At 71.1% G+C, this 22,318-nt stretch carries 22 protein-coding genes and 5 tRNA genes; 7 read left to right on the forward strand and 20 right to left on the reverse strand.

Annotation, left to right across the window (positions count from 1 at the left end):
* Positions 1-228: 228 nt before the first annotated feature.
* Positions 229-1,812, reverse strand: coding sequence for a DAK2 domain-containing protein (locus tag AB0E14_RS01895; RefSeq protein ID WP_362410365.1), 1,584 nt, complete (start codon positions 1,810-1,812; stop codon positions 229-231).
* A gap of 241 nt (positions 1,813-2,053) precedes the next feature.
* On the opposite strand from AB0E14_RS01895, the gene rpmB reads away from it, so the two are divergent.
* Entirely contained in the window at positions 2,054-2,239 is a 186-nt protein-coding gene (gene rpmB, locus AB0E14_RS01900) for a 50S ribosomal protein L28 (protein ID WP_003957616.1), read from the forward strand.
* 110 nt (positions 2,240-2,349) lie between these two features.
* Here rpmB and thiD read toward each other — a convergent pair whose 3' ends face one another.
* Positions 2,350-3,144 (reverse strand): bifunctional hydroxymethylpyrimidine kinase/phosphomethylpyrimidine kinase, encoded by a 795-nt coding sequence (gene thiD, locus AB0E14_RS01905; protein WP_362410368.1) that lies wholly within the window; start codon positions 3,142-3,144, stop codon positions 2,350-2,352.
* Positions 3,141-4,103 carry a thiamine-phosphate kinase gene (locus AB0E14_RS01910; RefSeq protein WP_362410371.1) on the reverse strand — a complete coding sequence of 321 codons (963 nt, stop codon included), beginning with the start codon at positions 4,101-4,103 and terminating at the stop codon, positions 3,141-3,143. Before AB0E14_RS01910 ends, thiD begins: the two co-directional genes overlap by 4 nt.
* 185 nt (positions 4,104-4,288) lie before the next feature.
* Here AB0E14_RS01910 and AB0E14_RS01915 point away from each other — a divergent pair, with 185 nt between their 5' ends.
* Together AB0E14_RS01915 and AB0E14_RS01920 are read left to right on the forward strand one after the other, a co-directional pair.
* Entirely contained in the window at positions 4,289-4,522 is a 234-nt protein-coding gene (locus tag AB0E14_RS01915; RefSeq protein WP_028802415.1) for an Lrp/AsnC ligand binding domain-containing protein, read from the forward strand.
* A gap of 20 nt (positions 4,523-4,542) precedes the next feature.
* Positions 4,543-5,040: a DUF3515 domain-containing protein gene (locus tag AB0E14_RS01920; protein ID WP_362410374.1), complete on the forward strand. Its 498-nt coding sequence runs from the start codon at positions 4,543-4,545 to the stop codon at positions 5,038-5,040.
* 118 nt (positions 5,041-5,158) lie between these two features.
* Here the strand turns inward: AB0E14_RS01920 and AB0E14_RS01925 are convergent, their stop codons facing one another.
* The 3 genes from AB0E14_RS01925 to AB0E14_RS01935 form a co-directional block, all read right to left on the reverse strand.
* Positions 5,159-6,298 carry a D-alanine--D-alanine ligase family protein gene (locus tag AB0E14_RS01925; RefSeq protein WP_362410377.1) on the reverse strand — a complete coding sequence of 380 codons (1,140 nt, stop codon included), beginning with the start codon at positions 6,296-6,298 and terminating at the stop codon, positions 5,159-5,161.
* 127 nt (positions 6,299-6,425) lie between these two features.
* Positions 6,426-7,427, reverse strand: coding sequence for an NAD(P)H-dependent glycerol-3-phosphate dehydrogenase (locus AB0E14_RS01930; RefSeq protein ID WP_362410380.1), 1,002 nt, complete (start codon positions 7,425-7,427; stop codon positions 6,426-6,428).
* Positions 7,424-8,176, reverse strand: a complete 753-nt coding sequence (locus AB0E14_RS01935; RefSeq protein ID WP_362410383.1) for a lysophospholipid acyltransferase family protein — start codon at positions 8,174-8,176, stop codon at positions 7,424-7,426. The genes AB0E14_RS01930 and AB0E14_RS01935 overlap by 4 nt, the downstream gene beginning before the upstream one ends.
* 162 nt (positions 8,177-8,338) lie before the next feature.
* Between AB0E14_RS01935 and cofC the strand changes: the two genes are divergently transcribed.
* Both cofC and AB0E14_RS01945 read left to right on the forward strand, forming a co-directional pair.
* Positions 8,339-9,001 carry a 2-phospho-L-lactate guanylyltransferase gene (gene cofC / locus AB0E14_RS01940; RefSeq protein WP_362410386.1) on the forward strand — a complete coding sequence of 221 codons (663 nt, stop codon included), beginning with the start codon at positions 8,339-8,341 and terminating at the stop codon, positions 8,999-9,001.
* Between the two features lie 10 nt (positions 9,002-9,011).
* A complete protein-coding gene (locus tag AB0E14_RS01945; protein WP_362410389.1) occupies positions 9,012-9,221 on the forward strand; it encodes a hypothetical protein in 210 nt (69 codons plus the stop codon).
* Positions 9,222-9,362: 141 nt separating this feature from the next.
* Here the strand turns inward: AB0E14_RS01945 and AB0E14_RS01950 are convergent, their stop codons facing one another.
* The 4 genes from AB0E14_RS01950 to leuC form a co-directional block, all read right to left on the reverse strand.
* Positions 9,363-10,028, reverse strand: a complete 666-nt coding sequence (locus AB0E14_RS01950) for an HU family DNA-binding protein (protein ID WP_362410392.1) — start codon at positions 10,026-10,028, stop codon at positions 9,363-9,365.
* Positions 10,029-10,171: 143 nt separating this feature from the next.
* Positions 10,172-10,399 carry a hypothetical protein gene (locus AB0E14_RS01955; protein ID WP_260227783.1) on the reverse strand — a complete coding sequence of 76 codons (228 nt, stop codon included), beginning with the start codon at positions 10,397-10,399 and terminating at the stop codon, positions 10,172-10,174.
* 104 nt (positions 10,400-10,503) lie between these two features.
* Positions 10,504-11,097: a 3-isopropylmalate dehydratase small subunit gene (gene leuD, locus AB0E14_RS01960; protein WP_362410395.1), complete on the reverse strand. Its 594-nt coding sequence runs from the start codon at positions 11,095-11,097 to the stop codon at positions 10,504-10,506.
* Between the two features lie 6 nt (positions 11,098-11,103).
* Positions 11,104-12,528: a 3-isopropylmalate dehydratase large subunit gene (leuC, locus tag AB0E14_RS01965; RefSeq protein ID WP_362410398.1), complete on the reverse strand. Its 1,425-nt coding sequence runs from the start codon at positions 12,526-12,528 to the stop codon at positions 11,104-11,106.
* 140 nt (positions 12,529-12,668) lie between these two features.
* On the opposite strand from leuC, the gene ndgR reads away from it, so the two are divergent.
* Positions 12,669-13,385 (forward strand): IclR family transcriptional regulator NdgR, encoded by a 717-nt coding sequence (gene ndgR / locus AB0E14_RS01970; RefSeq protein ID WP_005311436.1) that lies wholly within the window; start codon positions 12,669-12,671, stop codon positions 13,383-13,385.
* A 135-nt stretch (positions 13,386-13,520) separates the two neighbouring features.
* On the opposite strand, the gene AB0E14_RS01975 is transcribed toward ndgR, so the two are convergent.
* The 10 genes from AB0E14_RS01975 to AB0E14_RS02020 all read right to left on the reverse strand — a co-directional run bounded on the left by AB0E14_RS01975 (position 13,521) and on the right by AB0E14_RS02020 (position 18,129).
* Positions 13,521-13,593 (reverse strand) — tRNA-Glu (locus AB0E14_RS01975).
* A 40-nt stretch (positions 13,594-13,633) separates the two neighbouring features.
* Positions 13,634-13,705, reverse strand: a tRNA-Gln gene (locus AB0E14_RS01980).
* A gap of 16 nt (positions 13,706-13,721) precedes the next feature.
* A tRNA-Glu gene (locus AB0E14_RS01985) sits at positions 13,722-13,794 on the reverse strand.
* A 61-nt stretch (positions 13,795-13,855) separates the two neighbouring features.
* Positions 13,856-13,928: transfer RNA gene (locus AB0E14_RS01990), tRNA-Glu, on the reverse strand.
* A gap of 43 nt (positions 13,929-13,971) precedes the next feature.
* Positions 13,972-14,043 (reverse strand) — tRNA-Gln (locus tag AB0E14_RS01995).
* Positions 14,044-14,137: 94 nt separating this feature from the next.
* Positions 14,138-14,860, reverse strand: a complete 723-nt coding sequence (locus tag AB0E14_RS02000) for an HAD family hydrolase (protein WP_362410401.1) — start codon at positions 14,858-14,860, stop codon at positions 14,138-14,140.
* A gap of 24 nt (positions 14,861-14,884) precedes the next feature.
* The gene (locus AB0E14_RS02005) at positions 14,885-15,517 is read right to left on the reverse strand and encodes an SMI1/KNR4 family protein (protein WP_362410404.1); all 633 of its coding nucleotides are present in this window, start codon (positions 15,515-15,517) and stop codon (positions 14,885-14,887) included.
* A 93-nt stretch (positions 15,518-15,610) separates the two neighbouring features.
* The gene (gltX, locus tag AB0E14_RS02010) at positions 15,611-17,083 is read right to left on the reverse strand and encodes a glutamate--tRNA ligase (protein ID WP_362410407.1); all 1,473 of its coding nucleotides are present in this window, start codon (positions 17,081-17,083) and stop codon (positions 15,611-15,613) included.
* Positions 17,076-17,861, reverse strand: a complete 786-nt coding sequence (locus AB0E14_RS02015) for a fumarylacetoacetate hydrolase family protein (protein ID WP_362410410.1) — start codon at positions 17,859-17,861, stop codon at positions 17,076-17,078. The genes gltX and AB0E14_RS02015 overlap by 8 nt, the downstream gene beginning before the upstream one ends.
* A gap of 79 nt (positions 17,862-17,940) precedes the next feature.
* Positions 17,941-18,129, reverse strand: coding sequence for a hypothetical protein (locus AB0E14_RS02020; RefSeq protein ID WP_362410413.1), 189 nt, complete (start codon positions 18,127-18,129; stop codon positions 17,941-17,943).
* A 540-nt stretch (positions 18,130-18,669) separates the two neighbouring features.
* On the opposite strand from AB0E14_RS02020, the gene AB0E14_RS02025 reads away from it, so the two are divergent.
* The gene (locus tag AB0E14_RS02025; protein WP_362410415.1) at positions 18,670-22,314 is read left to right on the forward strand and encodes a nitrate- and nitrite sensing domain-containing protein; all 3,645 of its coding nucleotides are present in this window, start codon (positions 18,670-18,672) and stop codon (positions 22,312-22,314) included.
* The last annotated feature ends 4 nt before the right edge of the window (positions 22,315-22,318 follow it).

Below are 22,318 nucleotides of genomic sequence, written 5' to 3' on the forward strand. Positions count from 1 at the left end.
GTCTGCAAATCGACCCCTTGAAGTCGTAGTTGCTAGGGTGCCGGGGGCGATTCCCCCACCCCGCCCCTTCCCGAAACCCTGACGAGACCGGGGCTCCACCCCGACCGACCCCTCGCGCGAGGGCTACGCGTGAGCGCGAGGGGTCACCGCCGGGCCGAAGGCCCACGTACACGTCCTACGGGTGGGCACCGCCGGGCCAGGCGTTCCCCACGAGTGGGGAACGGACTTCTACTCCACGCCGATCAGCAGGACCGGCGCGCCCCGGCCCGCGTGGTACGTGGTCGTGTCCACGGCCAAGTACGTCTCGCGGACGTGGCGTTCCAGGGTGGCCGCCAGGGACGGCGGGGTCTCGTCCGAGACGATCAGGGTGACCAGCTCGCCGCCCGCCGAGAGCATGCGGTCCAGGACCGTGCGGGCGGTCGTCGTCGGGTCCTGGCCGATGACCGCGACATCGCCCTCGATGAGGCCGAGGATGTCGCCGGCCTGACAGACCCCGGCCGAGGTGAAGGACTGGCGCTCGGCGACGGCCAGTTCGGCGTACCGGGTCGCGCCCGCGGCCGCCGTCATCGCCACCACGTCCTCGTCGAAGCGCCGGTCCGGCTCGTGGACCGCGAGCGCCGCGATGCCCTGGACCGCCGCCCGGGTCGGGATGAGAGCGACCCGCACGCCCTCGGCGCGGGCCTGCTCGGCCGCCGCGCCCGCCGTGTGGCGCAGGTCGGTGTCGTTCGGCAGCAGCACGACCTCGCAGGCGTGGGCGCGCCGGATCGCGTCGACGAGCTCCCCGCTGGCCGGCGGCTCGCCCGGCCTGGCCAGCACGGTCGTCGCGCCCGCCTCCGCGCAGAGGCCCGCGAGCCCCTCCCCCGGGACGACCGCCACGACCGCCCGCCCCAACCGTTCCCGTACCTCGGGGGCGCCGCCGAAGTGCGTGATCCGGATCCGGTGCGGGCGCCCCGCCTCCACACCCGCCTCGACCGCCGCGCCCGCGTCGTCGACATGGACGTGCACGTTCCACAGCCCGTCCCCGCCGACGACGACCAGGGAGTCGCCGAGGGCGTCGAGGCGGGCGCGCAGCCGGTCCACGGCGGCGTCCTCCGCCTCCAGGAGGTAGATCACCTCGAAGGCCGGGCCGTCCTCCTGGGCGCAGTCGTCGACCGGAGGCAGGGGTACGACGGACCCGCCGGACGGCCGCACCTGCGCCTCGCCCGACACCGCCTCCACCAGCGCTCCGAGGACGGCCACCAGACCCCGTCCGCCCGCGTCCACGACCCCGGCGCGCTCCAGGACGGCCAGTTGCCCGGGGGTCGCCTCCAGGGCCGTCCTGGCCCCCTCGTACGCCCCCCTGGCCACCGTCACCAGGCTGCCGCCGCCCGCGCAGGCGCCGGCCGCGGCCGTGGCGACGCTCAGGATCGTTCCCTCGACCGGGTGCGCCACGGCGTCCCTGGCCGCGCCGGCCGCCGCCGCGAGCGATCGGGCCAGGTGATCCCCGTCACGCCCCTCGGCGAGCACGGACGCCATACCGCGCAGCAGCTGCGAGAGGATGGTCCCGGAGTTGCCCCGGGCGCCGATGAGGGCCCCGTGCGCCATGGCCCGGACGGCGTCCACCGCGTCGGGGTCGTCGGCGGCGAAGACCGCCTCGACGGCCTGGGCCGCGGACTCGACCGTCAGGTACAGGTTGGTGCCGGTGTCCCCGTCGGCGATCGGATAGACGTTGATCGCGTCGATCTCCTCCCGCTCCCGGCCGAGCGCCTCCAGCGCCCGTGCGCACCAGGATCTGACCGCTTCGGCGTCGAGGGTCTGCGGGGCTTGGGGCAACGGGTGGTCCTCCTGCCGGGAGCGGCTTCTGCGTCGGGCTCACCGCAGGGTAGACCCGGTCGTGACCTGGGGCCGGGGCGGGGGCCGGGACGATCGTGGTAGTTTCGTTCTACGGGAGCAGCCGTTGTATGCTGCTTCGGTTGCCCGGCGAGAGTCGGGCCATTCCCCCGGCAAGCCACTTCAGAACTCTGATTCCGGTGCGCCGGATTTCACTGTAAATCTGAAGTCTTTGGAGTGACCCGTGGCTGCCAACTGCGACGTCTGCGGCAAGGGGCCGGGCTTCGGCAACAACATTTCGCACTCGCACCGCCGTACGTCTCGTCGCTGGAACCCGAACATCCAGCGCGTGCGTGCCGTGGTCGGTCGGACGCCGAAGCGGCTCAACGTCTGCACCTCGTGCATCAAGGCCGGCAAGGTCTCGCGCTAACGCCGACGTTTCGTCGTAGCGCAGCCCCTGCGGTTGCCTTGAAGGCCGGTTCACCTCGGTGAACCGGCCTTTCGCCATGCCCCGAAACGCCGGGGCCATGCCCTGAAACGCTAGGACCTGAACCGCCAGGCGTGGTCCACCGGGCCGATCCCCGCGCCGAGCGCGAAGCCGGCCGCGATGGCCCCGGTCACGTACTCCTTGGCCGCCCGCACCGCCTCCGGCACGGACAGGCCCTTCGCGAGGCCCGAGGCCACCGCGGACGCGAGCGTGCAGCCCGTGCCGTGCGTGTGCCGGTTGTCGTGACGCGGCGCGCGCAGCCACAGCTCCTCGGAGCCGTCGGTGAGCAGGTCGACCGCTTCCCCGCCCGCCAGGTGCCCGCCCTTGATGAGCGCCCAGCGCGGGCCGTACGACAGGATCGCCGCCGCCGCCTCGCGCAGATCCGCCGCCGAACCGACCCGGACGCCCGTGAGCTGCGCCACTTCGTCCAGGTTGGGCGTGGCCACCGTGGCGACCGGCAGCAGTTTCGTCCGTACGGAGTCCAGCGCCGAGGCCGCGAGCAGCGGATCACCGTGCTTGGAGACCCCGACCGGGTCCACGACGACGGGCGCGTCCGTGTCGGCCAGCAGCTCCGCCACCGTCTCCACCAGCGCGGCCGACGCCAGCATGCCGGTCTTCACGGCCTGGACGCCGATGTCGTCGACGACCGCGCGGTACTGGGCGCGTACCGCCTCCTCGGGCAGTTCCCAGGCGCCGCGCACACCCAGCGAGTTCTGCGCGGTCACGGCGGTGATCACGCTCATGCCGTGCACGCCGAGAGCGAGCATCGTCTTCAGGTCGGCCTGGATGCCCGCGCCGCCGCCGGAGTCGGATCCGGCGACGGTCAGGACCAGCGGCGGGCGGCTCACTCGTGGCCGCCGAAGTGGTCCCAGCCGCCCTTGGCGTGCCAGGGCGCGCCGTCCACGGTCACCTGGGGCATCGCGGACGGGTTGAGCACCTCGCCGATGACCTTCCAGCGGGCCGGGAGCTTCACGTCCGGCGGGAAGGTCGCCACGATGGCGTGGTCCTCTCCCCCGGTGAGCACCCACTGCAGCGGGTCCACGCCGACGGCCTGGCCGATGTCGTTCATCTGGCTCGGGATGTCGATGAGCCCGGAGCGCAGGTCGATCCGGACCTTGCTGGCCTCCGCGATGTGCCCGAGGTCGGCGATGAGTCCGTCGCTGACGTCGCACATGGCGGTGGCGCCGAGCCCGGCGGCCGCGGGGCCCGCGTGGTACGGCGGCTCGGGCCTGCGGTGCGCCTCGACGAAGGCGCGCGGGGAGCGGAAGCCGCGCGAGAGCACCGCGTAGCCGGCGGCGGACCAGCCGAGCCAGCCGGTGTACGCGACGACGTCGCCGGGCTGCGCGCCGCCCCGGGTCACCGGGTCGTGGTTGCGCAGGTCGCCGAGGGCGGTGATGGCGACCGTGATCGTGTCGCCGCGCACCACGTCGCCGCCGACCACGGCCGCGCCGGCGACCTGGCACTCGTCCCGCAGCCCGTCCATCAGCTCGGTCGGCCAGGTGACCGGGAGTTCGGCCGGGACGACCAGGCCGAGGAGGAGCGCGGTGGGGACGGCGCCCATGGCGGCGATGTCGGCCAGATTCTGCGCGGCGGCCTTGCGGCCCACGTCGTACGCCGTCGACCAGTCGCGGCGGAAGTGACGTCCTTCGAGGAGGACGTCCGTACTGGCCACCACGCGCCGGTCGGGCGCGGAGACGACCGCGGCGTCGTCGCCGGGTCCGATCCGTACCGCCGGGGTGGAGGTGAGCCGGGAGGTGAGCTCCCTGATGAGCCCGAACTCCCCCAGCTCTCCTACTGTGCCCTTCACCGCGTCTCACCTCGTGTTGTCGTGCGGTACCGTCGATGAGGAACCGTCTGGAACGTCAACTGCTGTCGTACCCAAGCCACCCTGCGGGCGCCTCGGGACGCGCAGGTCTCCCCGCGGCCCGCGGCGACGCGGTACCGTGGCGTCTCTTTCTCCCACAAGATCCTCGTGGCCGCCCTGGAGGTTCCGTGGTACAGGCGTACATCCTCATCCAGACCGAGGTGGGCAAGGCGTCGACCGTCGCCGAGACCATCTCCAAGATCCCGGGAGTCATCCAGGCGGAAGACGTGACGGGTCCTTACGACGTCATCGTCCGCGCCCAAGCCGACACGGTCGACGAACTGGGCCGCATGGTGGTCGCCAAGGTCCAGCAAGTGGACGGCATCACGCGGACCCTCACCTGCCCGGTCGTGCATCTGTAGCCCCCGTCTACCCTTGGCCGGTGAAGTCTTCCCACCGGCCCTTCGGCCTGCCCGTCGCGGCCGCTTCCCTCCTGGTGCTGCTCACCGCCGCGGGCTGTTCCTCCACGGACGCCGGGGCCTCGGTCCCGGTTCCCAGCCCGCCGGCCGCGGAAGCCGCCCTCTGCCAGGCACTGGCGAAGGAGCTTCCCGACACCGTGGCGGGGCTGGACCGGAAGGACCCGGAGCCCGACTCCGACCTGACCGCCGGGTGGGGGGACGGGGCGATCGTACTGCGCTGCGGAGTCCCCCGGCCCGAAAAGATGAGCGATCCCCAGTCGCAGGGCCTCTCGGTGGGCGGTGTGCGCTGGATGCTGGAGCCGCGGGAGGGCGACGGACCCCGGTTCACCTCGGTGTACCGCGAGACGTACGTCGAGGTGAGTCTGGCCGAGCGGTACGCGCACGACGCAGGCCCGCTGGCGGATTTCGCCGCCCCCGTGAAGAAGGCCGTGCCGTGCGCGCTCGATCCGGAGTGCGACTGAGGCGGGACGACCACGACGGACGACCGCGACGGGACGAGGGCGACGGGGCGACCGCGGCGGAACGCGCCCAGGGGCGGCCTCGACGGCCGCCCCTCGCGCTCGTGCCCGGCGCCTGTCGTCAGCGCAGGCCCGTGGAGCGGGTCAGCGCGGCCTGGATCAGCCGGTCGACCAGCTCGGGGTAGCTGACGCCGCTCTCCTGCCACATCCGCGGGTACATCGAGATCGGGGTGAAGCCCGGCATGGTGTTGATCTCGTTGATCACGAACTCGCCTTCCTCGGTGAGGAAGAAGTCGGCGCGGACCAGGCCCTCGCAGGAGACGGCCTCGTAGGCGGCGACGGCGAGGCGCTGGACCTCGGCGGTGGCCTCGTCGCCGATCGGCGCGGGGACGATCCCGGAGGCCGAGTCGATGTACTTGGCCTCGAAGTCGTAGAAGTCGTGGTCGGTGACCGGCGGGATCTCGGCCGGCACGCTGGCGCGCGGACCGTCCTCGAACTCCAGGACGCCGCACTCGATCTCGCGGCCGCGCAGCAGCGACTCGACGAGGATCTTCGGGTCGTGGCGGCGGGCCTCCTCGATGGCCTCGTCCAGGCCGGAGAGGTCGTCGACCTTGGTGATCCCCATGGAGGAACCGCCGCGGGCCGGCTTCACGAAGAGCGGCCAGCCGTGGTCGGCGGCGAACTCGACGATCTTCTTGCGGGCGGCCGCGGGGTTCTGCTCCCACTCGCGCGGCCGGATGACCTCGTACGGGCCGACCGGCAGCCCGAAGGAGGTGAACACCCGCTTCATGTACTCCTTGTCCTGCCCGACGGCGGAGGCGAGCACGCCCGCGCCGACGTAGGGGACGCCGGAGAGCTCCAGGAGGCCCTGGAGGGTGCCGTCCTCGCCGTACGGGCCGTGCAGCATCGGGAAGACGACGTCGACCTCGCCGAGCGCCTTGGGCACGGAGCCGGGCTCGGTGTACACGACCTCGCGGTTGGCCGGGTCGACGGAGAGGACGACGCCGCCCGTCTCGGACTCGGTGAGGTCGGTGACGTTCGGCAGGGCGCGGTCGGCGATCGCCATCCGCTCCGGGGCGTCGGCGGTCAGCGCCCAGCGCCCGTCCGTGGTGATGCCGATGGGCAGCACGTCGTACTTGGTCCGGTCGATGGCCTTGAGGACGGCACCGGCCGTGACGACGGAGATGGCGTGCTCGGAGCTGCGTCCGCCGAAGACGACGGCCACGCGCGGCTTGCGGGGGCTCTGGGTGTTCTCGCTCATAACGCGTTGAGCGTACCTTGCGTGTTCGACGCGTTTAAGAGCCCTGGCCGCCGCGCGCGCGTCCGGCGTAGTACGCGTGCGGCGGTCCGTGGGCGGGGCCGACGGCGCAGGGCCGTCGGCCGCGGTGTCAGCGGCGCTCGGACTTGGCGCTGCGCGACATCAGCTCCTTGAGAGCGACGATCGGCGGCTTGCCCTCGTGGACGATCGAGACGACCGTCTCGGTGATCGGCATGTCGACGCCGTGGCGGCGGGCCAGATCGAGCACCGACTCGCAGGACTTGACGCCCTCGGCGGTCTGCTTGGTCGCCGCGATGGTCTCCTCCAGGGTCATGCCCCGGCCCAGGTTGGTGCCGAAGGTGTTGTTCCTGGAGAGCGGGGAGGAGCAGGTGGCGACCAGGTCGCCGAGGCCGGCGAGGCCGGCGAAGGTGAGCGGGTCGGCGCCCATGGCCAGGCCGAGCCGGGTGGTCTCGGCGAGACCGCGGGTGATGAGCGTGGCCTTGGAGTTGTCACCGAGTCCCATGCCGTTGGCGATGCCGACGGCGAGCCCGATGACGTTCTTCACCGCCCCGCCGAGCTCGCAGCCCACGACGTCGGTGCTGGTGTACGGGCGGAAGTACGGGGTCATGCAGGCGGTCTGGAGCCGCCGGGCGACCGATTCGTCGGCGCAGGCGGCGACGGCGCCGGCGGGCTGCCGGGCGGCGATCTCCTTGGCCAGGTTGGGGCCGGTCAGGACGGCGACGCGCTCGGCGGGCACGTCGGCGACCTCCATGATGACCTCGCTCATCCGCTCGGCGGTGCCGAGTTCGACGCCCTTCATCAGGGAGACGAGGACGGTGTCGGGGGCCAGCTTGGGGGCCCACTCGGCGAGGTTGGCGCGCAGGGTCTGCGAGGGCACGACCAGGACGGTGAAGTCGGCGTCGTGGGCGGCCTCGGCGGGGTCGGTGGTGGCCCGCACGGTGGCGGGGAGTTCGACGCCCGGGAGGTAGTCCGGGTTGGTACGGGTGGTGTTGATCGTCTCGGCGAGTTCGGCGCGGCGGCCCCACAGGGTCACGTCGCAGCCCGCGTCGGCGAGCACCATGCCGAAGGCCGTGCCCCAGGACCCGGTTCCGAATACGGCAGCCTTGGTCACTTCTTGCCTTCCCCCGCGGCCTTGCGCCGCTGCTCAAGACGGGCCTTGCGGTGGTCGTACGGCTCGGCCGGCGCCTTCTCGCCGCGGACGTCCTCGAGGAGCGCGGTGATCGAGGCCATGATGACCTCGGTCGCCTCGCGCAGCACCTCGGGCGTGGGCTCCTGGCCGTAGAAGCGGGAGAGGTCGACGGGCGGACCGGCCTGCACGATCAGCGTCTTGCGGGGGAACAGGCTGAGCTTGTTCTCCTTGGCGTACGGCGGCATCGCGAGGTTGGCGCCCCACTGGGCGACCGGGATGACCGGGGCCTTGGTGAGCAGCGCGACGCGGGCGGCGCCGGTCTTGCCCGCCATCGGCCACATCTCGGGGTCGCGGGTGAGGGTGCCCTCGGGGTAGAAGGCGACGCACTCGCCGCGCTCGATGGCGTCGACGGCGGCCCGGAAGGCGTCCAGGGCGTTGGTCGTCTCGCGGTAGACGGGGATCTGTCCGGTGCCGCGCAGCATGGTGCCGACGAACGAGCCCTTGAAGAGGCCGGCCTTGGCGAGAAAGCGCGGGACGCGTCCGGTGTTGTACTGGTAATGCGCGTAGGACAGCGGGTCCAGATACGAGTTGTGATTGACGGCGGTGATGAATCCGCCGTCGGCCGGAATGTGTTCCGTTCCGCGCCAGTCCCGCTTGAACAGAACCACCAGGGGGGGTTTGGCGATGACCGCCGCCAGGCGGTACCAGAAGCCGATTCTGCGGCGGGACACTCGTGCACCTTCCTGTGGGACTGGCGTGCAGGGGGTCAAGTCTCGCCCCATGCTCCTGGTCTGTCGAGGACACGGTACGCCCCGGCCCGGCGGCGCCGTCGGGCAGCGGGCGTTTCGTTCCGCCGGACGCGGGGGCACGGTGTCGGGTCACAATGGGCCGCGATGAACATCGATCCGGACGACGGCTGGTCCCTGGTCGTGCCCCTGAAGCCCCTTGCGCGGGCGAAGAGCAGGCTCGCCGCGGCCGCGGGGGCGCTGTTGCGGCCGCGGCTCGCGCTGGCGTTCGCGCAGGACACGGTGGCGGCGGCGCTGGAGTGCGGGCGGGTGCGGGATGTGGTGGTCGTCACGGACGATCAGTCGGCCGCGGCGGCGCTCGCGGCGCTCGGGGCGCGGATCGTGCCCGACTCCCCCGCGGCCGGGCTCAACGCGGCGCTGGCGCACGGGGCCCGGACGGTGCGGGAGGCCCGGCCGCACGCGCGCGTGGCGGCGCTCAACGCGGACCTCCCGGCGCTGCGGCCCGCCGAGCTCGCCCGGGTCCTCGAAGCCGCCGGGGAATTCCCCCGGACATTTCTCGCGGATGCCGCCGAAATAGGTACGACATTCCTCTCGGCGGGGCCGGGGGTGGAATTGGCACCTGCATTCGGGGGTGCTTCACGCTGCCGCCATTTGTCGTCGGGCGCGGTGGAAATACGACTGGCGGGGGTGGATTCCGTACGCCGGGACGTGGACACCGGCGAGGATCTGGCGGCGGCGCTCGCGCTGGGCGTCGGGCCGCGCACGGCCGCCCGTTGGGACGGGACGGCCGCTGATCGCGCGGCCGGATAGGCTGCGGGCCATGCAGGCGACCGCGTACACGTACGATCCCGAGACCCGCAGCGGCAGTGTGCTGCTCGACGACGGCACCCCGGTGGAGTTCGGGGCCGAGGCCTTCGACGCGGGCGGGCTGCTGCTGCTGCGTCCGGGGCAGCGGGTGCGGATCGAGACGGAGCCGGGCACCGCCGGTGCGGGGCTCCGGATCACGCTGGTCACGCTGCAGACGCTCTGAACGGGACGCCTCCGCGGCCGAACTGACCGATCTCTCCGGCCCGACTGGGCCGAACAGGGTGCGGATGCGCCGCGGGCCGGCCTCCCCGAGGGGAGCCCGGCCCGGCGTGTGAGTGGCTCCAGGTCCGTGTGCCGCTTACCTCTACTTCTTGGCGGCGGCCTTCTTGGCGGTGGTCTTGCGCGCCGTCGTCTTCTTGGCGGGCGCCTTCTTCGCCGTGGCCTTCTTCGCCGGCGCGGTCTTCTTGGCGACGGTCTTCTTGGCCGCGGCCGTCGTCTTCTTCGCCGGGGCCGCCTTCTTGGCCGCCGCCGTGGTCTTCTTCGCCGCGGCGGTGGTCTTCTTCACGGCGGTCTTCTTGGCGGCGGTGGTCTTCTTGACCGCGGCCTTCTTCGCCGGCGTGGCCTTCTTGGCCGCCGCCTTCTTGGCGGTCGTGGCCTTCTTGGCCGCGGCCTTCTTCACGGTCGCGGAAGCGCCACCCGTGAGGCTGCCCTTGGGCGCCTTCTTGACGGCGACCTCGCCGCCCTTGGGGAGCTTCTTCGAGCCGCTGACCAGGTCCTTGAAGCCCTGCCCCGCACGGAAGCGCGGCACCGAGGTCTTCTTGACCCGGACGCGCTCACCCGTCTGCGGGTTGCGGGCGTACCGGGCGGGGCGGTCGACCTTCTCGAACGAGCCGAAGCCGGTGACCGAGACCCGGTCCCCGCCGACCACGGCACGCACGATCGCGTCCAGCACCGCGTCGACGGCGTCCGCGGCCTGCTGACGGCCGCCGAGCTTGTCGGCAATCGCTTCTACGAGCTGCGCCTTGTTCACGTCTTCCCCTTCGGAGACATTGCCAGAACGAAAGTGTTCAAGCTTTTTCGCACGTTAGGCATGTATATACCGCAAATCAAACACGAAACGGGCTAATCACCCTAGTGCCGCAACGCAGAAGTGCCGTCGCGGAGTTCCTGGTGTCAGTCGTCTTCAGGGAATCGGCCCTCGTCGAGGTCCTTCATCAACCGGTCCAGACGCGTTGCCGCGTCCGCTAGATCGTGCTTCGCCGCTGCCGTGACGACCAGCAGCTTCCGGGACAGCGCCATCCTTACGCCCTCCGGGACTTGCAGTTCGCGCACCCTTGTGTGCGCTTCCTTCAATCGGGCGGCGACTGCCTCGTAGAGCTCGAGTTGGCTGTCGCGTTCCATGCACCGATTGTGCCATCTAGGGCGAGTTGTCGCCCGACGGGGTCTCAACAAGCGACTGCGCCCCCCACCGGAGGGTGGGGGGCGCAGTCGTGGAAAAGCGCTGCTCAGACCGTAATTGTACGGGGCTTGTAGGCCGGCCTGGCCGCCTCGTAGGCGGCGATGTCGGCTTCGTTCTGAAGGGTGAGGCTGATGTCGTCCAGGCCGTTCAGGAGCCGCCAGCGGGCGTTCTCGTCGAGCTCGAAGTCGGCGTCGATCCCGGCGGCGAGCACCTTCCGGCGCTCCAAGTCAACAGTGATTTCGGCCGTCGGGTCGGCCTCGGTCAGCTCCCAGAGGGCGTCCACGGTCGGCTGGTCGAGGACGACGGTCAGCAGACCGTTCTTCAGCGAGTTGCCGCGGAAGATGTCGGCGAACCGGGAGGAGATGACGGTCTTGAAGCCGTAGTTCTGGAGGGCCCAGACGGCGTGCTCGCGGGAGGAGCCCGTACCGAAGTCGGGACCGGCGACCAGGACCGTGGCACCCTGCCGCTCGGGGCGGTTGAGCACGAACTCGGAGTCCTTGCGCCAGGCCTCGAAGAGCCCGTCCTCGAAGCCGTCGCGGGTGACCTTCTTCAGCCAGTGCGCGGGGATGATCTGGTCGGTGTCGACGTTGCTGCGGCGCAGCGGGACGGCCCGGCCGGTGTGCGTGGTGAAAGCTTCCATGGTTCCTCAGACCCCCGCGGGCGTAGCGACGTCGGACAGATCGGCCGGGGAGGCCAGATGGCCCAGTACGGCGGTGGCGGCGGCGACCTGGGGCGAGACCAGGTGGGTCCGGCCGCCCTTGCCCTGCCGGCCCTCGAAGTTGCGGTTGGAGGTGGACGCGGAGCGCTCACCGGGCGCGAGTTGGTCGGGGTTCATGCCCAGGCACATCGAGCAGCCCGCGTGGCGCCATTCGGCGCCGGACTCCTTGAAGACCTTGTCCAGGCCCTCCTCCACGGCCTGCAGGGCGACCCGGACCGAGCCGGGGACGACCAGCATCCGCACCCCGTCGGCGACCTTGCGGCCCTCCAGCAGGGCGGCGGCGTTGCGCAGGTCCTCGATGCGGCCGTTGGTGCAGGAGCCTACGAAGACGGTGTCGACCTTGATGTCCCGCAGCGGCTGCCCGGCGGTCAACCCCATGTACTCCAGGGCCTTTTCGGCGGCCAAGCGCTCCGAAGCGTCTTCGTACGAAGCCGGGTCGGGGACGTTCGCCGAAAGCGGCGCGCCCTGGCCGGGGTTGGTGCCCCAGGTCACGAACGGCGCCAGGGAGGCGGCGTCGATGACGACCTCGGCGTCGAAGACGGCGTCCTCGTCGGACTTCAGGGTCTTCCAGTACGCGACGGCGGCGTCCCAGTCCTCGCCCTCGGGGGCGTGGGCGCGGCCCTTCAGGTACGCGAAGGTGGTCTCGTCGGGGGCGATCATGCCCGCGCGGGCACCGGCCTCGATCGACATGTTGCAGATGGTCATCCGGGCCTCCATCGAGAGGTTCTCGATGGCGGAGCCGCGGTACTCCAGGATGTAGCCCTGGCCGCCGCCGGTGCCGATCTTGGCGATGATCGCCAGGATCAGGTCCTTGGCGGTGACGTCCGCCGGCAGGTCGCCGTCGACCGTGATGGCCATGGTCTTGGGGCGGGCCAGCGGCAGCGTCTGGGTGGCGAGCACGTGCTCGACCTGGCTGGTGCCGATGCCGAACGCCAGCGCGCCGAAGGCGCCGTGCGTGGAGGTGTGCGAGTCGCCGCAGACCACGGTGGTGCCGGGCTGGGTCAGGCCCAGCTGCGGTCCCACGACGTGGACGACGCCCTGCTCGACGTCGCCCAGCGGATGCAGGCGGACGCCGAACTCGGCACAGTTCTTGCGCAGGGTCTCCAACTGCGCGCGGGAGACCGGGTCGGCGATCGGCTTGTCGATGTCGAGGGTCGGGGTGTTGTGGTCCTCGGTCGCGATGGTGAGGTCGAGGCGCCGTACCTGCCGGCCGTTCTGACGCAGACCGTCGAACGCCTGGGGGCTGGTCACCTCGTGCAGCAGGTGAAGATCGATGAAGAGGAGGTCGGGCTCGCCCTCGGCGCGCCGGACGACGTGGTCGTCCCAGACCTTCTCCGCGAGTGTCCTACCCATCGCTTTCCCTCCGGCCGACGTGATCGCCGGCACAACTAGAGACCCGTTTCGCGAGCCGTTGTGCGGCCGCCCCACCAGAGTGACAAGTTCCCAGGAAAATTGAACTTGCGTTTCACAGAGTGAGACGTGAATATCGTTGCATGGACAACTCTAGCGGCGTGGGTGTTCTCGACAAGGCAGCCCTTGTCCTGAGCGCCCTGGAGTCCGGTCCGGCCACCCTCGCAGGTCTGGTCGCGGCGACGGGACTCGCACGACCCACGGCACATCGCCTCGCCGTGGCACTGGAACACCACCGGATGGTGGCGCGCGACATGCAGGGCCGGTTCATCCTCGGACCGCGCCTGGCGGAGCTCGCCGCCGCGGCCGGTGAGGACCGCCTGCTCGCCACGGCGGGCCCGGTACTGACGCATCTGCGCGACGTCACCGGCGAGAGCGCGCAGCTCTACCGGCGGCAGGGCGACATGCGCATCTGTGTCGCGGCCGCCGAGCGCCTGTCCGGCCTTCGGGACACCGTCCCGGTCGGTTCGACGCTGACGATGAAGGCCGGCTCCTCGGCGCAGATCCTGATGGCCTGGGAGGAGCCCGAGCGGCTGCACCGCGGCCTGCAGGGCGCCCGCTTCACGGCGACGGCCCTCTCGGGCGTACGGCGCCGCGGCTGGGCCCAGTCGATCGGCGAGCGCGAGCCGGGCGTGGCGTCCGTCTCCGCGCCCGTACGCGGCCCGTCGAACCGCGTGGTGGCCGCCGTGTCGGTCTCCGGTCCGATCGAGCGCCTGACGCGCCACCCGGGGCGTATGCACGCCCAGGCGGTCATCGACGCCGCCGCCCGCCTCTCCGAGGCGCTCCGCCGCAACGGCTGACGCGCTTCCTGTCCCTCCTGCCCGTACGTACATCCCGGCCCACCGCTTCAACGCCGCAGCGGTGGGCCGGAGTTGTGTGCGCGGGACGGAACAGCGAAGAAGCCCTCCCCCGAAGGGAAGGGCTTCTTCGTTCTGTACCCCCGACCGGATTCGAACCGGCGCTACCGCCTTGAGAGGGCGGCGTGCTAGGCCGCTACACAACGGGGGCCTTGCGGATCAGATCCGCGGGTGCAGATGAGCTCTGCGAGCTGGCCTACCAGGACTCGAACCTAGAATGACGGTACCAGAAACCGTAGTGTTGCCAATTACACCATAGGCCATGGTGGTTTAGACCAGTACCCCCGACCGGATTCGAACCGGCGCTACCGCCTTGAGAGGGCGGCGTGCTAGGCCGCTACACAACGGGGGCCCTAGCGATCCTGCATCGGGTTCACCGGGTGCGACCCAGGTGATCCCGCGGGAAGGATCTGTACCCCCGACCGGATTCGAACCGGCGCTACTGCCGTGAGAGGGCAGCGTGCTAGGCCGCTACACAACGGGGGCTTTGCGGATGAGATCCGCGTACGGTGCAGATGAGCTCTGCGAGCTGGCCTACCAGGACTCGAACCTAGACTAACTGAACCAGAATCAGTCGTGCTGCCAATTACACCATAGGCCACCAAAACGCGACCCCCGGCGACGGGGATCTTGTTCGGGTTGTGCTCCGGTGGGTTTCTGCCTTTCGGCTTGCTCCCCTCGGCGCAGGAAGAACATTACCTGAAGGTGTCCGGCGCTCCAAAACGGGTATCCCCGCGCAGCAGTCCGGGGAGCTGGGCGAGGCCGGTGATGCGGGTCAGCTCGGGGCGTCCGCCGGTGTCTGCCCGGTCGAGCCAGATGCCCCGGAGCCCCGCGCCGTCCGCCCCCGAGGCGTCGATGTCCGGCTGGTCGCCGACGTACGCCACCTCGGCCGGGTCCAGGCCGAGGGCGTCGCAGGCCGCGTGGAAGGCCTCGGCGGCGGGCTTGGCCACCCCGAGCTCCGCGGCGCAGACGACGGCCTCGAAGCGGTCCCGTACGCCGAGCACGCGCAGCTTGCGGTCCTGGTTGTGGATCGAGGAGTTCGACAGGACCGCGTGACGGTAGTCACCCGCGAGCACATCGAGCACGGGCAGCGCGTCGGGGAAGAGCTCCCAGGCCGCCTCGTAGTGCGCGACGTACCGGGCGAACCAGGCGTCTGCCTCGGGGGCGGTCAGGCCGGGCGCCGCGAGGAACTCCCGCACGCGCTCGCGCCGCTGGTCCTGGAAGTCCACCCCGCCGGCCTCGAAGCGCCGCCAGTGGACGACCGTGAGCTCCTGCCAACGACGGAGGGCCTGGTCGACGGAGTCGAATCCGTCCACCAGGCCCTCGGCCGTGAGGTGGTCGCGCATGCCGGCCAGGTCCGCGCGTGAGTAGTCGAAGAGGGTGTCGTCGATGTCCCAGAGGACCGCGCGGATGGCCATGTGACCGAATCTACTCGCGAACGTTCACCAGCGGACCACGTCCATCGAGTGCCGGCCGATCCACTCGGCGAAGGTCAGGGGCCGGTCCTCCAGGGTCAGCGGCAGGATCAGGTCGCAGGTGGCGCGACCGTCGAACCACATCGTCCCCCGGTACGGACCGGTGACGACGAGCAGCGTGGAGAAACCGCAGCCGTGCTCCGCGATGTACACGGCGCCCGACGTCTTGTGGTCCTGCAGGACCCCGTACTCGTCGTCCCAGGCCTTCCAGGCCGCCTGGTGACGCGCGACGTCGGGGAAGTCCTCCTCCCGCGGCTCACGGTCGTCCAGCTCGTTCTCGCGCTCCACATAGGAGTCCGGGTGGGGGAAGGGCGTGGCCAGGAGGTGGAGATCGGTACTGGTGTCGCCCTCCCAGCCCCAGCCGGCCGCCGAGCGGTGGAGGCGGTTCGGCTGACCGCCCGCGCTGTGGAACAGGAGGTGGTGCCGGTACTCCTCCGGGAACGTGATCCCCAGCTGATCCTCGGCGTCGCGGACCTCGGCCTCGGACAGCGGCGGCGGGGCGTCCGGGGACCCGGACCGCTGCCACCTGGGACAGCACCTCGCCTTGGCCCGGTCCGACCTGACCAGGCGCTTCGAGATCTCCAGCCAGTTGATCGTCATGAGCAGGAGCGTAGGCGCGGAGGAGGGCGGAGGAACGCCGGAGGGGCGACGACCGTCCTGGTCGTCGCCCCTCCGTCCACGTGCGCGAGAGCGCTACGCGGCGAGCTTCGCGAGCGCCGCGTCGATGCGGGTCAGGGTCTTCTCCTTGCCCAGGATCTCCAGGGACTCGAAGAGCGGCAGGCCGACCGTGCGGCCGGTGACCGCGACGCGGACCGGGGCCTGGGCCTTGCCGAGCTTCAGGCCGTGCTCCTCGCCGGCGGCCAGGACGGCGTTCTTGAGCGACTCGGGGTCGTTCCAGTCGGCCGACTCCAGCTTGGCGCGGGCGGTGGTCAGCAGGGCCGTCGGCTCGCCCTTCATGGCCTTGTCCCACGAGGGCTGGTCGAAGACCGGCTCGGGCAGGAAGAGGAAGTCCACGTTGGCCGTGATGTCCGAGAGGACCGTGAGGCGGGTCTGGGCGTGCGGGGCGATCCGGTTCCAGGCCTCCGCGTCGAAGTCCTCCGGGGCCCAGTTGGCGTGCGGGGCCTGGAGCCAGGGCTCGCAGGCCTCGGCGAAGGCCTTCACGTCCAGCATGCGGATGTGGTCGGCGTTGATCGACTCGGCCTTCTTCAGGTCGAAGCGCGCCGGGTTCGCGTTGACGTCCGCGATGTCGAACTTCCCGACCATCTGCTCGATGGTGAAGATGTCCTGGTCCGCCGAGAACGACCAGCCCAGGAGGGAGAGGTAGTTCAGGAGGCCCTCGCGCAGGAAGCCGCGCTCCCGGTAGAGGTTGAGGGAGGCCTGCGGGTCGCGCTTGGAGAGCTTCTTGTTGCCCTCGCCCATCACGTACGGCAGGTGGCCGAAGGAGGGGATCTCCTTGGCGACGCCCAGCTCGATCAGCGCCTTGTAGAGCGCGATCTGGCGCGGGGTGGAGGAGAGCAGGTCCTCGCCGCGCAGGACGTGGGTGATCTCCATCAGGGCGTCGTCGACCGGGTTGACCAGGGTGTACAGCGGGGCGCCGTTGGCGCGCACGATGCCGTAGTCCGGGACGTTGTCCGGGGTGAAGGTGAGCTCGCCGCGTACCAGGTCGGTGAAGGTGATCGGCTCGTCGGGCATCCGGAAGCGGACGATCGACTCGCGGCCCTCGGCGCGGTAGCGCTCGATGCGCTCGGCGCTCAGGTTCCGGCAGGTGCCGTCGTAGCCGGAGGGCTTGCCGGCCAGGCGGGCGGCGTCACGGCGGGCTTCCAGCTCCACGGCGGTGCAGAAGCAGTGGTAGGCGTACCCGCCGGCGAGCAGCTTCTCGGCGACGTCCCGGTAGATGTCCATCCGCTGCGACTGGCGGTACGGCGCGTGGGGGCCGCCGATCTCCGGGCCCTCGTCCCAGTCGAGACCGAGCCAGCGCATCGAGTCGAGCAGCTGCTGGTACGACTCCTCGGAGTCGCGGGCCGCGTCGGTGTCCTCGATGCGGAAGACCATGGTGCCCTGGTTGTGCCGGGCGAAGGCCCAGTTGAACAGGGCGGTGCGGACCAGGCCCACGTGGGGGTTGCCGGTCGGGGAGGGACAGAAACGTACGCGGATCGCGTTAGCCACGCTTGATCACCTTGTTGGTGAGAGTGCCGATGCCTTCGATGGTGACGGCGACCTCGTCGCCGACGTTGAGGGGGCCGACCCCGGCGGGGGTGCCGGTGAGGATGACGTCGCCCGGGAGCAGCGTCATGGCCTCGGTGATGTGGACGACCAGATCCTCGATGGAGCGGACCATGTCGCTCGTACGACCCAGCTGGCGCTGTTCGCCGTTGACCGTGGCCTGGATGGTGAGGTCGCTCGGGTCGAGCTCCGTCTCCACCCAGGGGCCGAGCGGGCAGCTGGTGTCGAAGCCCTTGGCCCGGGCCCACTGCTTCTCGCGCTGCTGTGCGTCGCGCGCGGTGACGTCGTTGGCGCAGGTGTAGCCGAAGACGACGTCCTTGACCCGCTCGCGCGGCACCTCACGGCACATGCGGCCGATGACGACGGCCAGCTCGGCCTCGTGGTGCAGCTCGTTCGAGAAGGAGGGGTACTCGATGGCGTCGCCGGATCCGATGACGGACGTGGTCGGCTTGAAGAAGGCGACGGGTACGTCGGGGACCTCGTTGCCGAGTTCGGCGGCGTGCTCCGCGTAGTTGCGGCCGATGGCCACGACCTTGTTGGGGAGCACGGGCGGCAGGAGCCGTACCTTGCTGAGCGGGACCTTGGTGCCGCTCAGCTCGAAGTCGGTGTACGGGATGCCCTTGATGATGTCGAGGACGAGGCCGCCGGACTCGACGGTTCCCTCGCCCTCGACGGCGCCGAAGGCGACATTGCCGTCGATGGAGAATCTGGCGATGCGCACGAGTGCTGTCGCCCCTCACTTGGTACTGGCTGGAGTCTGACGCTCCAGGCTAACGCGGCAAGGGGCGGCCGCCCGCGTATTACTGTGCGGGCTGAGCGGCCTCGGGGGCGGTCATGAGGACCGTGCGGCGGGGGTTGGCCGTCTGCGTCGGAAGATCGAGCGCGTGCTCCGGCTGCGCGCCGCGGCCGAGCTGCTCGGCGTCCTCGAGGTGGGTGAGGGTGGTGCGGCGGGGGTTGGCCGTGGAGCGGAGCAGCATCGTCGTCTTCATCGGGCGCCTTTACAGAGCGGTTGGTTTGTAAAGCGTCAGGCTAAACGCCTCATTCCCTTCGAATACATGGAGGAGACATCCACCCGGGTGTGAGTTTGCTCACCAATCCGGTGACAAACCAGGCATTACGGACCGTCATCCGGGGTCACGGAAACGGACAATGCACCACTGAATGCTCCATTCCGCTCCTGATCATGGCGACTGGGACACCAGCACTGCATGACTCTTTGGAGCTAATACGTCCGATTCCTCCGTGATCATCTTCTACATGGGGTGACATGGTGTGCACGAATTGTCATGCGACCCGTGCCCTGACACGCGGCCCTTGTTGGAGATCCGGCACTGTGCTGGAATTCCACGCACCGCCGCGGTTTGGAGCCGGCGCGCAGGGGGCGCAACGCAGCGCCGGGTGAGCGGCGGGAAAGGGGGAGTTGCGCCGGTCATCGACGACCACCACGGGGGCGCATTCGCGCCCCGAGACGCCGACACCGTCCACTCCGTTCACGCGGAAGGACGCCTGGTCCAGAGGTTGCGACGCTAGTGCAGGGACGATTCAAGAGGGACAGCGCTGCTGCCGAGCAGGAGCCCCGCGCCGGAACCGACCGCGCCCAGAACCCGGGCCAGGGTCCGGCCGGCGAGGGGGGTGACGGCGCCGCGCGCAGCGGCGCCGCGAACGCCTCCTCCGAGTCCAACGCCTCGGCCGCCAAGAAGCCCCGGGCCGAGAACGAGGTCGGGCCTCGAATAGCCCTGCGCAACTGGCGCATCTCGACGCGCCTCGTGGCACTGCTGACCCTCCCCGTGGTCGCGGCCACCAGCCTCGGCGGCATCCGCATCAGCGAGTCGCTCCAGGACATGGAGCAGCTCGACCACATGCAGCTGCTCACCAAGCTCACCGAAGAGGCGACCGACCTCGCCAAGGCCCTCCAGGCCGAGCGCGACCTGTCCGCCGGTCCGCTCTCCAACGGCAAGTCGGCCAACGACTACCAGGTCGCCAACCCGCGCAAGAACACCGACCGGGCCCAGAAGGCGTTCATGGACGCCACCGCGGAGATCCCGGCCACCGAGGGCGACGAGGCGCTGCAGAGCATCCGCCAGAACGTCTCCCAGATCGCCTCCCAGGTCGTCCAGATCGGCGGCATCCGGCAGGAGGCGTACAAGAGCGGCGTCGCCAAGTCGGTGACGGTCGAGGCGTACAGCCGACTCATCCGCTCGCTGCTCAGCCTCTCCCAGGACATGGCGCAGGCGACCAGCAACCCCGAGATGATCAAGCGGACCCGTGCCCTCGCGGCCTTCTCGTCCGCCAAGGAGTACGCCTCCGTCCAGCAGGCGATCATCGCCTCCGCGCTCCCGTCGAGCGACAGCCGGAAGGGCAACCTGGAGCAGGGTGACCGTCTCTACGGTTACGCCGCCCAGCAGGGCGAGAAGGTCGAACTCAAGCAGTTCCAGACCATCTACGAGTCCGCCGGCGGCGACGCCGACCAGCTCACCAGCTCGCTGACCACCGGCAACCCGTCCATCGACGCCGCCGACAAGTACGCGGACCGCGTGCTGTCCATCGACTCCGGCATGGCCGGCCGCGCCCCCCGCGGTCACCTGAACTTCACCGACGAGTACGGCACCAAGATCCAGGCCATGACCGTCATCGAGGCCGACCTCCTCGACAAGATGGAGACCAAGGCCCGTGAACTGCGCGCCGAGTCGCAGCGCGAAGCGATCATCAACGGTGCGCTGATCCTGCTCGTCCTCGGTGTCTCCCTCGTCGGCGCCTTCGTCGTGGCCCGGTCCATGATCCGCTCGCTGCGCCGGCTCCAGGACACCGCCACCAAGGTCGCCCAGGACCGGCTGCCCGAGCTCGTCAAGCAGCTCTCCGAGTCGGACCCGCAGGACGTCGACACCTCCGTCGAGTCCGTCGGTGTGCACTCCCGGGACGAGATCGGCCAGGTGGCCGCGGCCTTCGACGACGTGCACCGCGAGGCGGTCCGCCTCGCCGCCGAGCAGGCCCTTCTGCGGGGCAACGTCAACGCGATGTTCACCAACCTCTCGCGCCGCTCCCAGGGCCTCATCCAGCGTCAGCTCTCGCTCATCTCCGAGCTGGAGTCCCGCGAGGCCGACCCGGACCAGCTCTCCTCGCTCTTCAAGCTCGACCACCTCGCGACCCGCATGCGCCGTAACGGCGAGAACCTCCTCGTCCTCGCCGGTGAGGAGCCGGGCCGCCGGTGGACCCGCCCGGTCCCGCTGGTCGACGTGCTCCGTGCCGCCGCCTCCGAGGTGGAGCAGTACGAGCGCATCGAACTGGCCGCCGTGCCCGCGACCGAGGTCGCCGGCCGCGTGGTCAACGACCTCGTGCACCTCCTGGCCGAGCTGCTCGAGAACGCCACGTCGTTCTCCTCGCCGCAGACCAAGGTCCGGGTCACCGGTCACGCGCTGCCCGACGGCCGCGTGCTCGTCGAGATCCACGACACCGGCATCGGCCTCTCCCCCGAGGACCTCGCCGCGATCAACGAGCGGCTCGCCTCGCCGCCCACCGTGGACGTCTCCGTCTCCCGCCGCATGGGTCTCTTCGTGGTCGGCCGCCTGTCCCTGCGACACGGCATCCGTATCCAGCTCCGCCCGTCGGACTCCGGCGGCACCACCGCGCTCGTCATGCTCCCGGTCGACGTCGCCCACGGCGGCAAGAAGCCCGTGCCCAAGGCGGGCCCGGGTGGCCAGGGCGCCATGGGACAGGCTCCGTCCGCTCCCGGCGGCCGGCTGGCCGGTGGCCCCGGCGCGGCCGGCGGCGCCGGTGCCGGTGCCCGCCCGGGTCTCGGCGGCGCTCCGAACGGTTCGGCCGCGGGCCGGCTCGCCGCCGGTGCGGGTGCCGCCCGTGGTCAGGTCGGCGCGGGCAGCGGTCCGCGTGCGGCGCTGCCCGGCAGGGACGGCGCTCCGCGGCAGAACGGTCCGCAGGACCGGCCGCAGGGCCAGGCCCCGCAGCAGCAGCCCCAGAACGCGCAGAGCGCCCAGACCGCTCAGATGCCGCAGGTCCCCGCGGACCCGCAGCAGCAGCGGCCGGGTCTCGGTGCCGGCGGTTTCGGCGGCGCGCAGAGCGCCATCCCGTCCCGTACGGACGTCTGGGGCGGCCAGGGCAACCAGAGCCAGGGCAACAACGGCCAGGGCCGGCAGAACCAGGGCCAGCAGGGTCCGGGCAACCAGGCCCCGCAGGGCGGTTTCCCGCGTGCCGAGCTGCCCGGTGGCAACCCGCAGCAGCAGCGTCAGCAGTCCACGAGCTGGGGCAACGACCAGGCGCAGCCGGTCCGCCGCCCGCAGCAGGACATGACGCCGCTGGACGCCCCGCGCGGCCACGAGGAGCCGGAGACCACGGGCCAGTTCGCCCGTCCCGCGGCCCCTCAGGGCCCGGGCTCCACGGGTCAGTTCCCGCGCCCCGACTTCGGTCAGCAGCAGGCCCCGCAGGCGTACCAGCCCGGACCGCAGGACCCGGCGTCCACCGCCCAGTTCGCGCGCCCGGACTTCGGTCAGCAGCAGGCGCCCCAGCAGCAGGCTCCGCAGGGGTACCAGCAGCAGGCCCCGCGTCAGCGCGGCGGCAACGACTACGGCGCGCCGCGCCCGGCCGGGAACCTGCCCCAGCAGCCGCAGCAGCCCCAGCTCCAGCAGCCCCGTCAGCCCGAGGCGCTGCCGCCGGCCGGTAACTCGGCCGAGGCGCGGACCCCGCTGTACGACACGCTGGAGACCAACTGGTTCAACCAGAGCCAGGGTCAGGGCGGCCACGGTCAGCAGCCTCCGCAGGCTCCGGCCGCGCCGCAGCAGCCCCAGCAGTCCGCTCCCCCGCGTCGCCCCGCCCCGCAGCAGCAGGGTGGCGGCACCGGTGGTGGCCAGCAGCAGCCGGCCGGGCCCGCCTCCTGGCGGACCTCGCCCAACGACGAGCTGGTGCGCCAGGCCGAGCGGGTCCGTAAGCCGGCGGCCGGGGGGATCACCACCTCCGGGCTGCCCAAGCGCGTTCCGCGCGCCAACCTCGTACCCGGGACCGCACAGGAGCAGGCCCACACGGCCGGCCCCCAGGTCTCGCGTGCACCCGATGACGTCCGCGGCCGGCTCACCAATCTGCGCCGCGGCATCCAGCAGGGCCGCCAGGCGGGCAACTCCACCACGGGCACCTTCCACACCGGCCCCACCCACCAGCAGGAGCGTTAGTTGA

Origin of the sequence: Streptomyces sp. NPDC047981 (assembly GCF_040653315.1) — a bacterium.
GTDB lineage: Bacteria > Actinomycetota > Actinomycetes > Streptomycetales > Streptomycetaceae > Streptomyces.

Bases quoted from the DNA above. Each gene is read 5' to 3' on its own strand.
- AB0E14_RS01955 (WP_260227783.1), bottom strand. From the start codon at position 10,399: ATGGAACGCGACAGCCAACTCGAGCTCTACGAGGCAGTCGCCGCCCGA.
- cofC (WP_362410386.1), top strand. From the start codon at position 8,339: ATGAACATCGATCCGGACGACGGCTGGTCCCTGGTCGTGCCCCTGAAG.
- AB0E14_RS02005 (WP_362410404.1), bottom strand. From the start codon at position 15,517: ATGACGATCAACTGGCTGGAGATCTCGAAGCGCCTGGTCAGGTCGGAC.
- ndgR (WP_005311436.1), top strand. From the start codon at position 12,669: ATGGACAACTCTAGCGGCGTGGGTGTTCTCGACAAGGCAGCCCTTGTC.
- leuD (WP_362410395.1), bottom strand. From the start codon at position 11,097: ATGGAAGCTTTCACCACGCACACCGGCCGGGCCGTCCCGCTGCGCCGC.
- AB0E14_RS01945 (WP_362410389.1), top strand. From the start codon at position 9,012: ATGCAGGCGACCGCGTACACGTACGATCCCGAGACCCGCAGCGGCAGT.
- leuC (WP_362410398.1), bottom strand. From the start codon at position 12,528: ATGGGTAGGACACTCGCGGAGAAGGTCTGGGACGACCACGTCGTCCGG.
- AB0E14_RS02020 (WP_362410413.1), bottom strand. From the start codon at position 18,129: ATGAAGACGACGATGCTGCTCCGCTCCACGGCCAACCCCCGCCGCACC.
- AB0E14_RS02000 (WP_362410401.1), bottom strand. From the start codon at position 14,860: ATGGCCATCCGCGCGGTCCTCTGGGACATCGACGACACCCTCTTCGAC.
- AB0E14_RS01925 (WP_362410377.1), bottom strand. From the start codon at position 6,298: ATGAGCGAGAACACCCAGAGCCCCCGCAAGCCGCGCGTGGCCGTCGTC.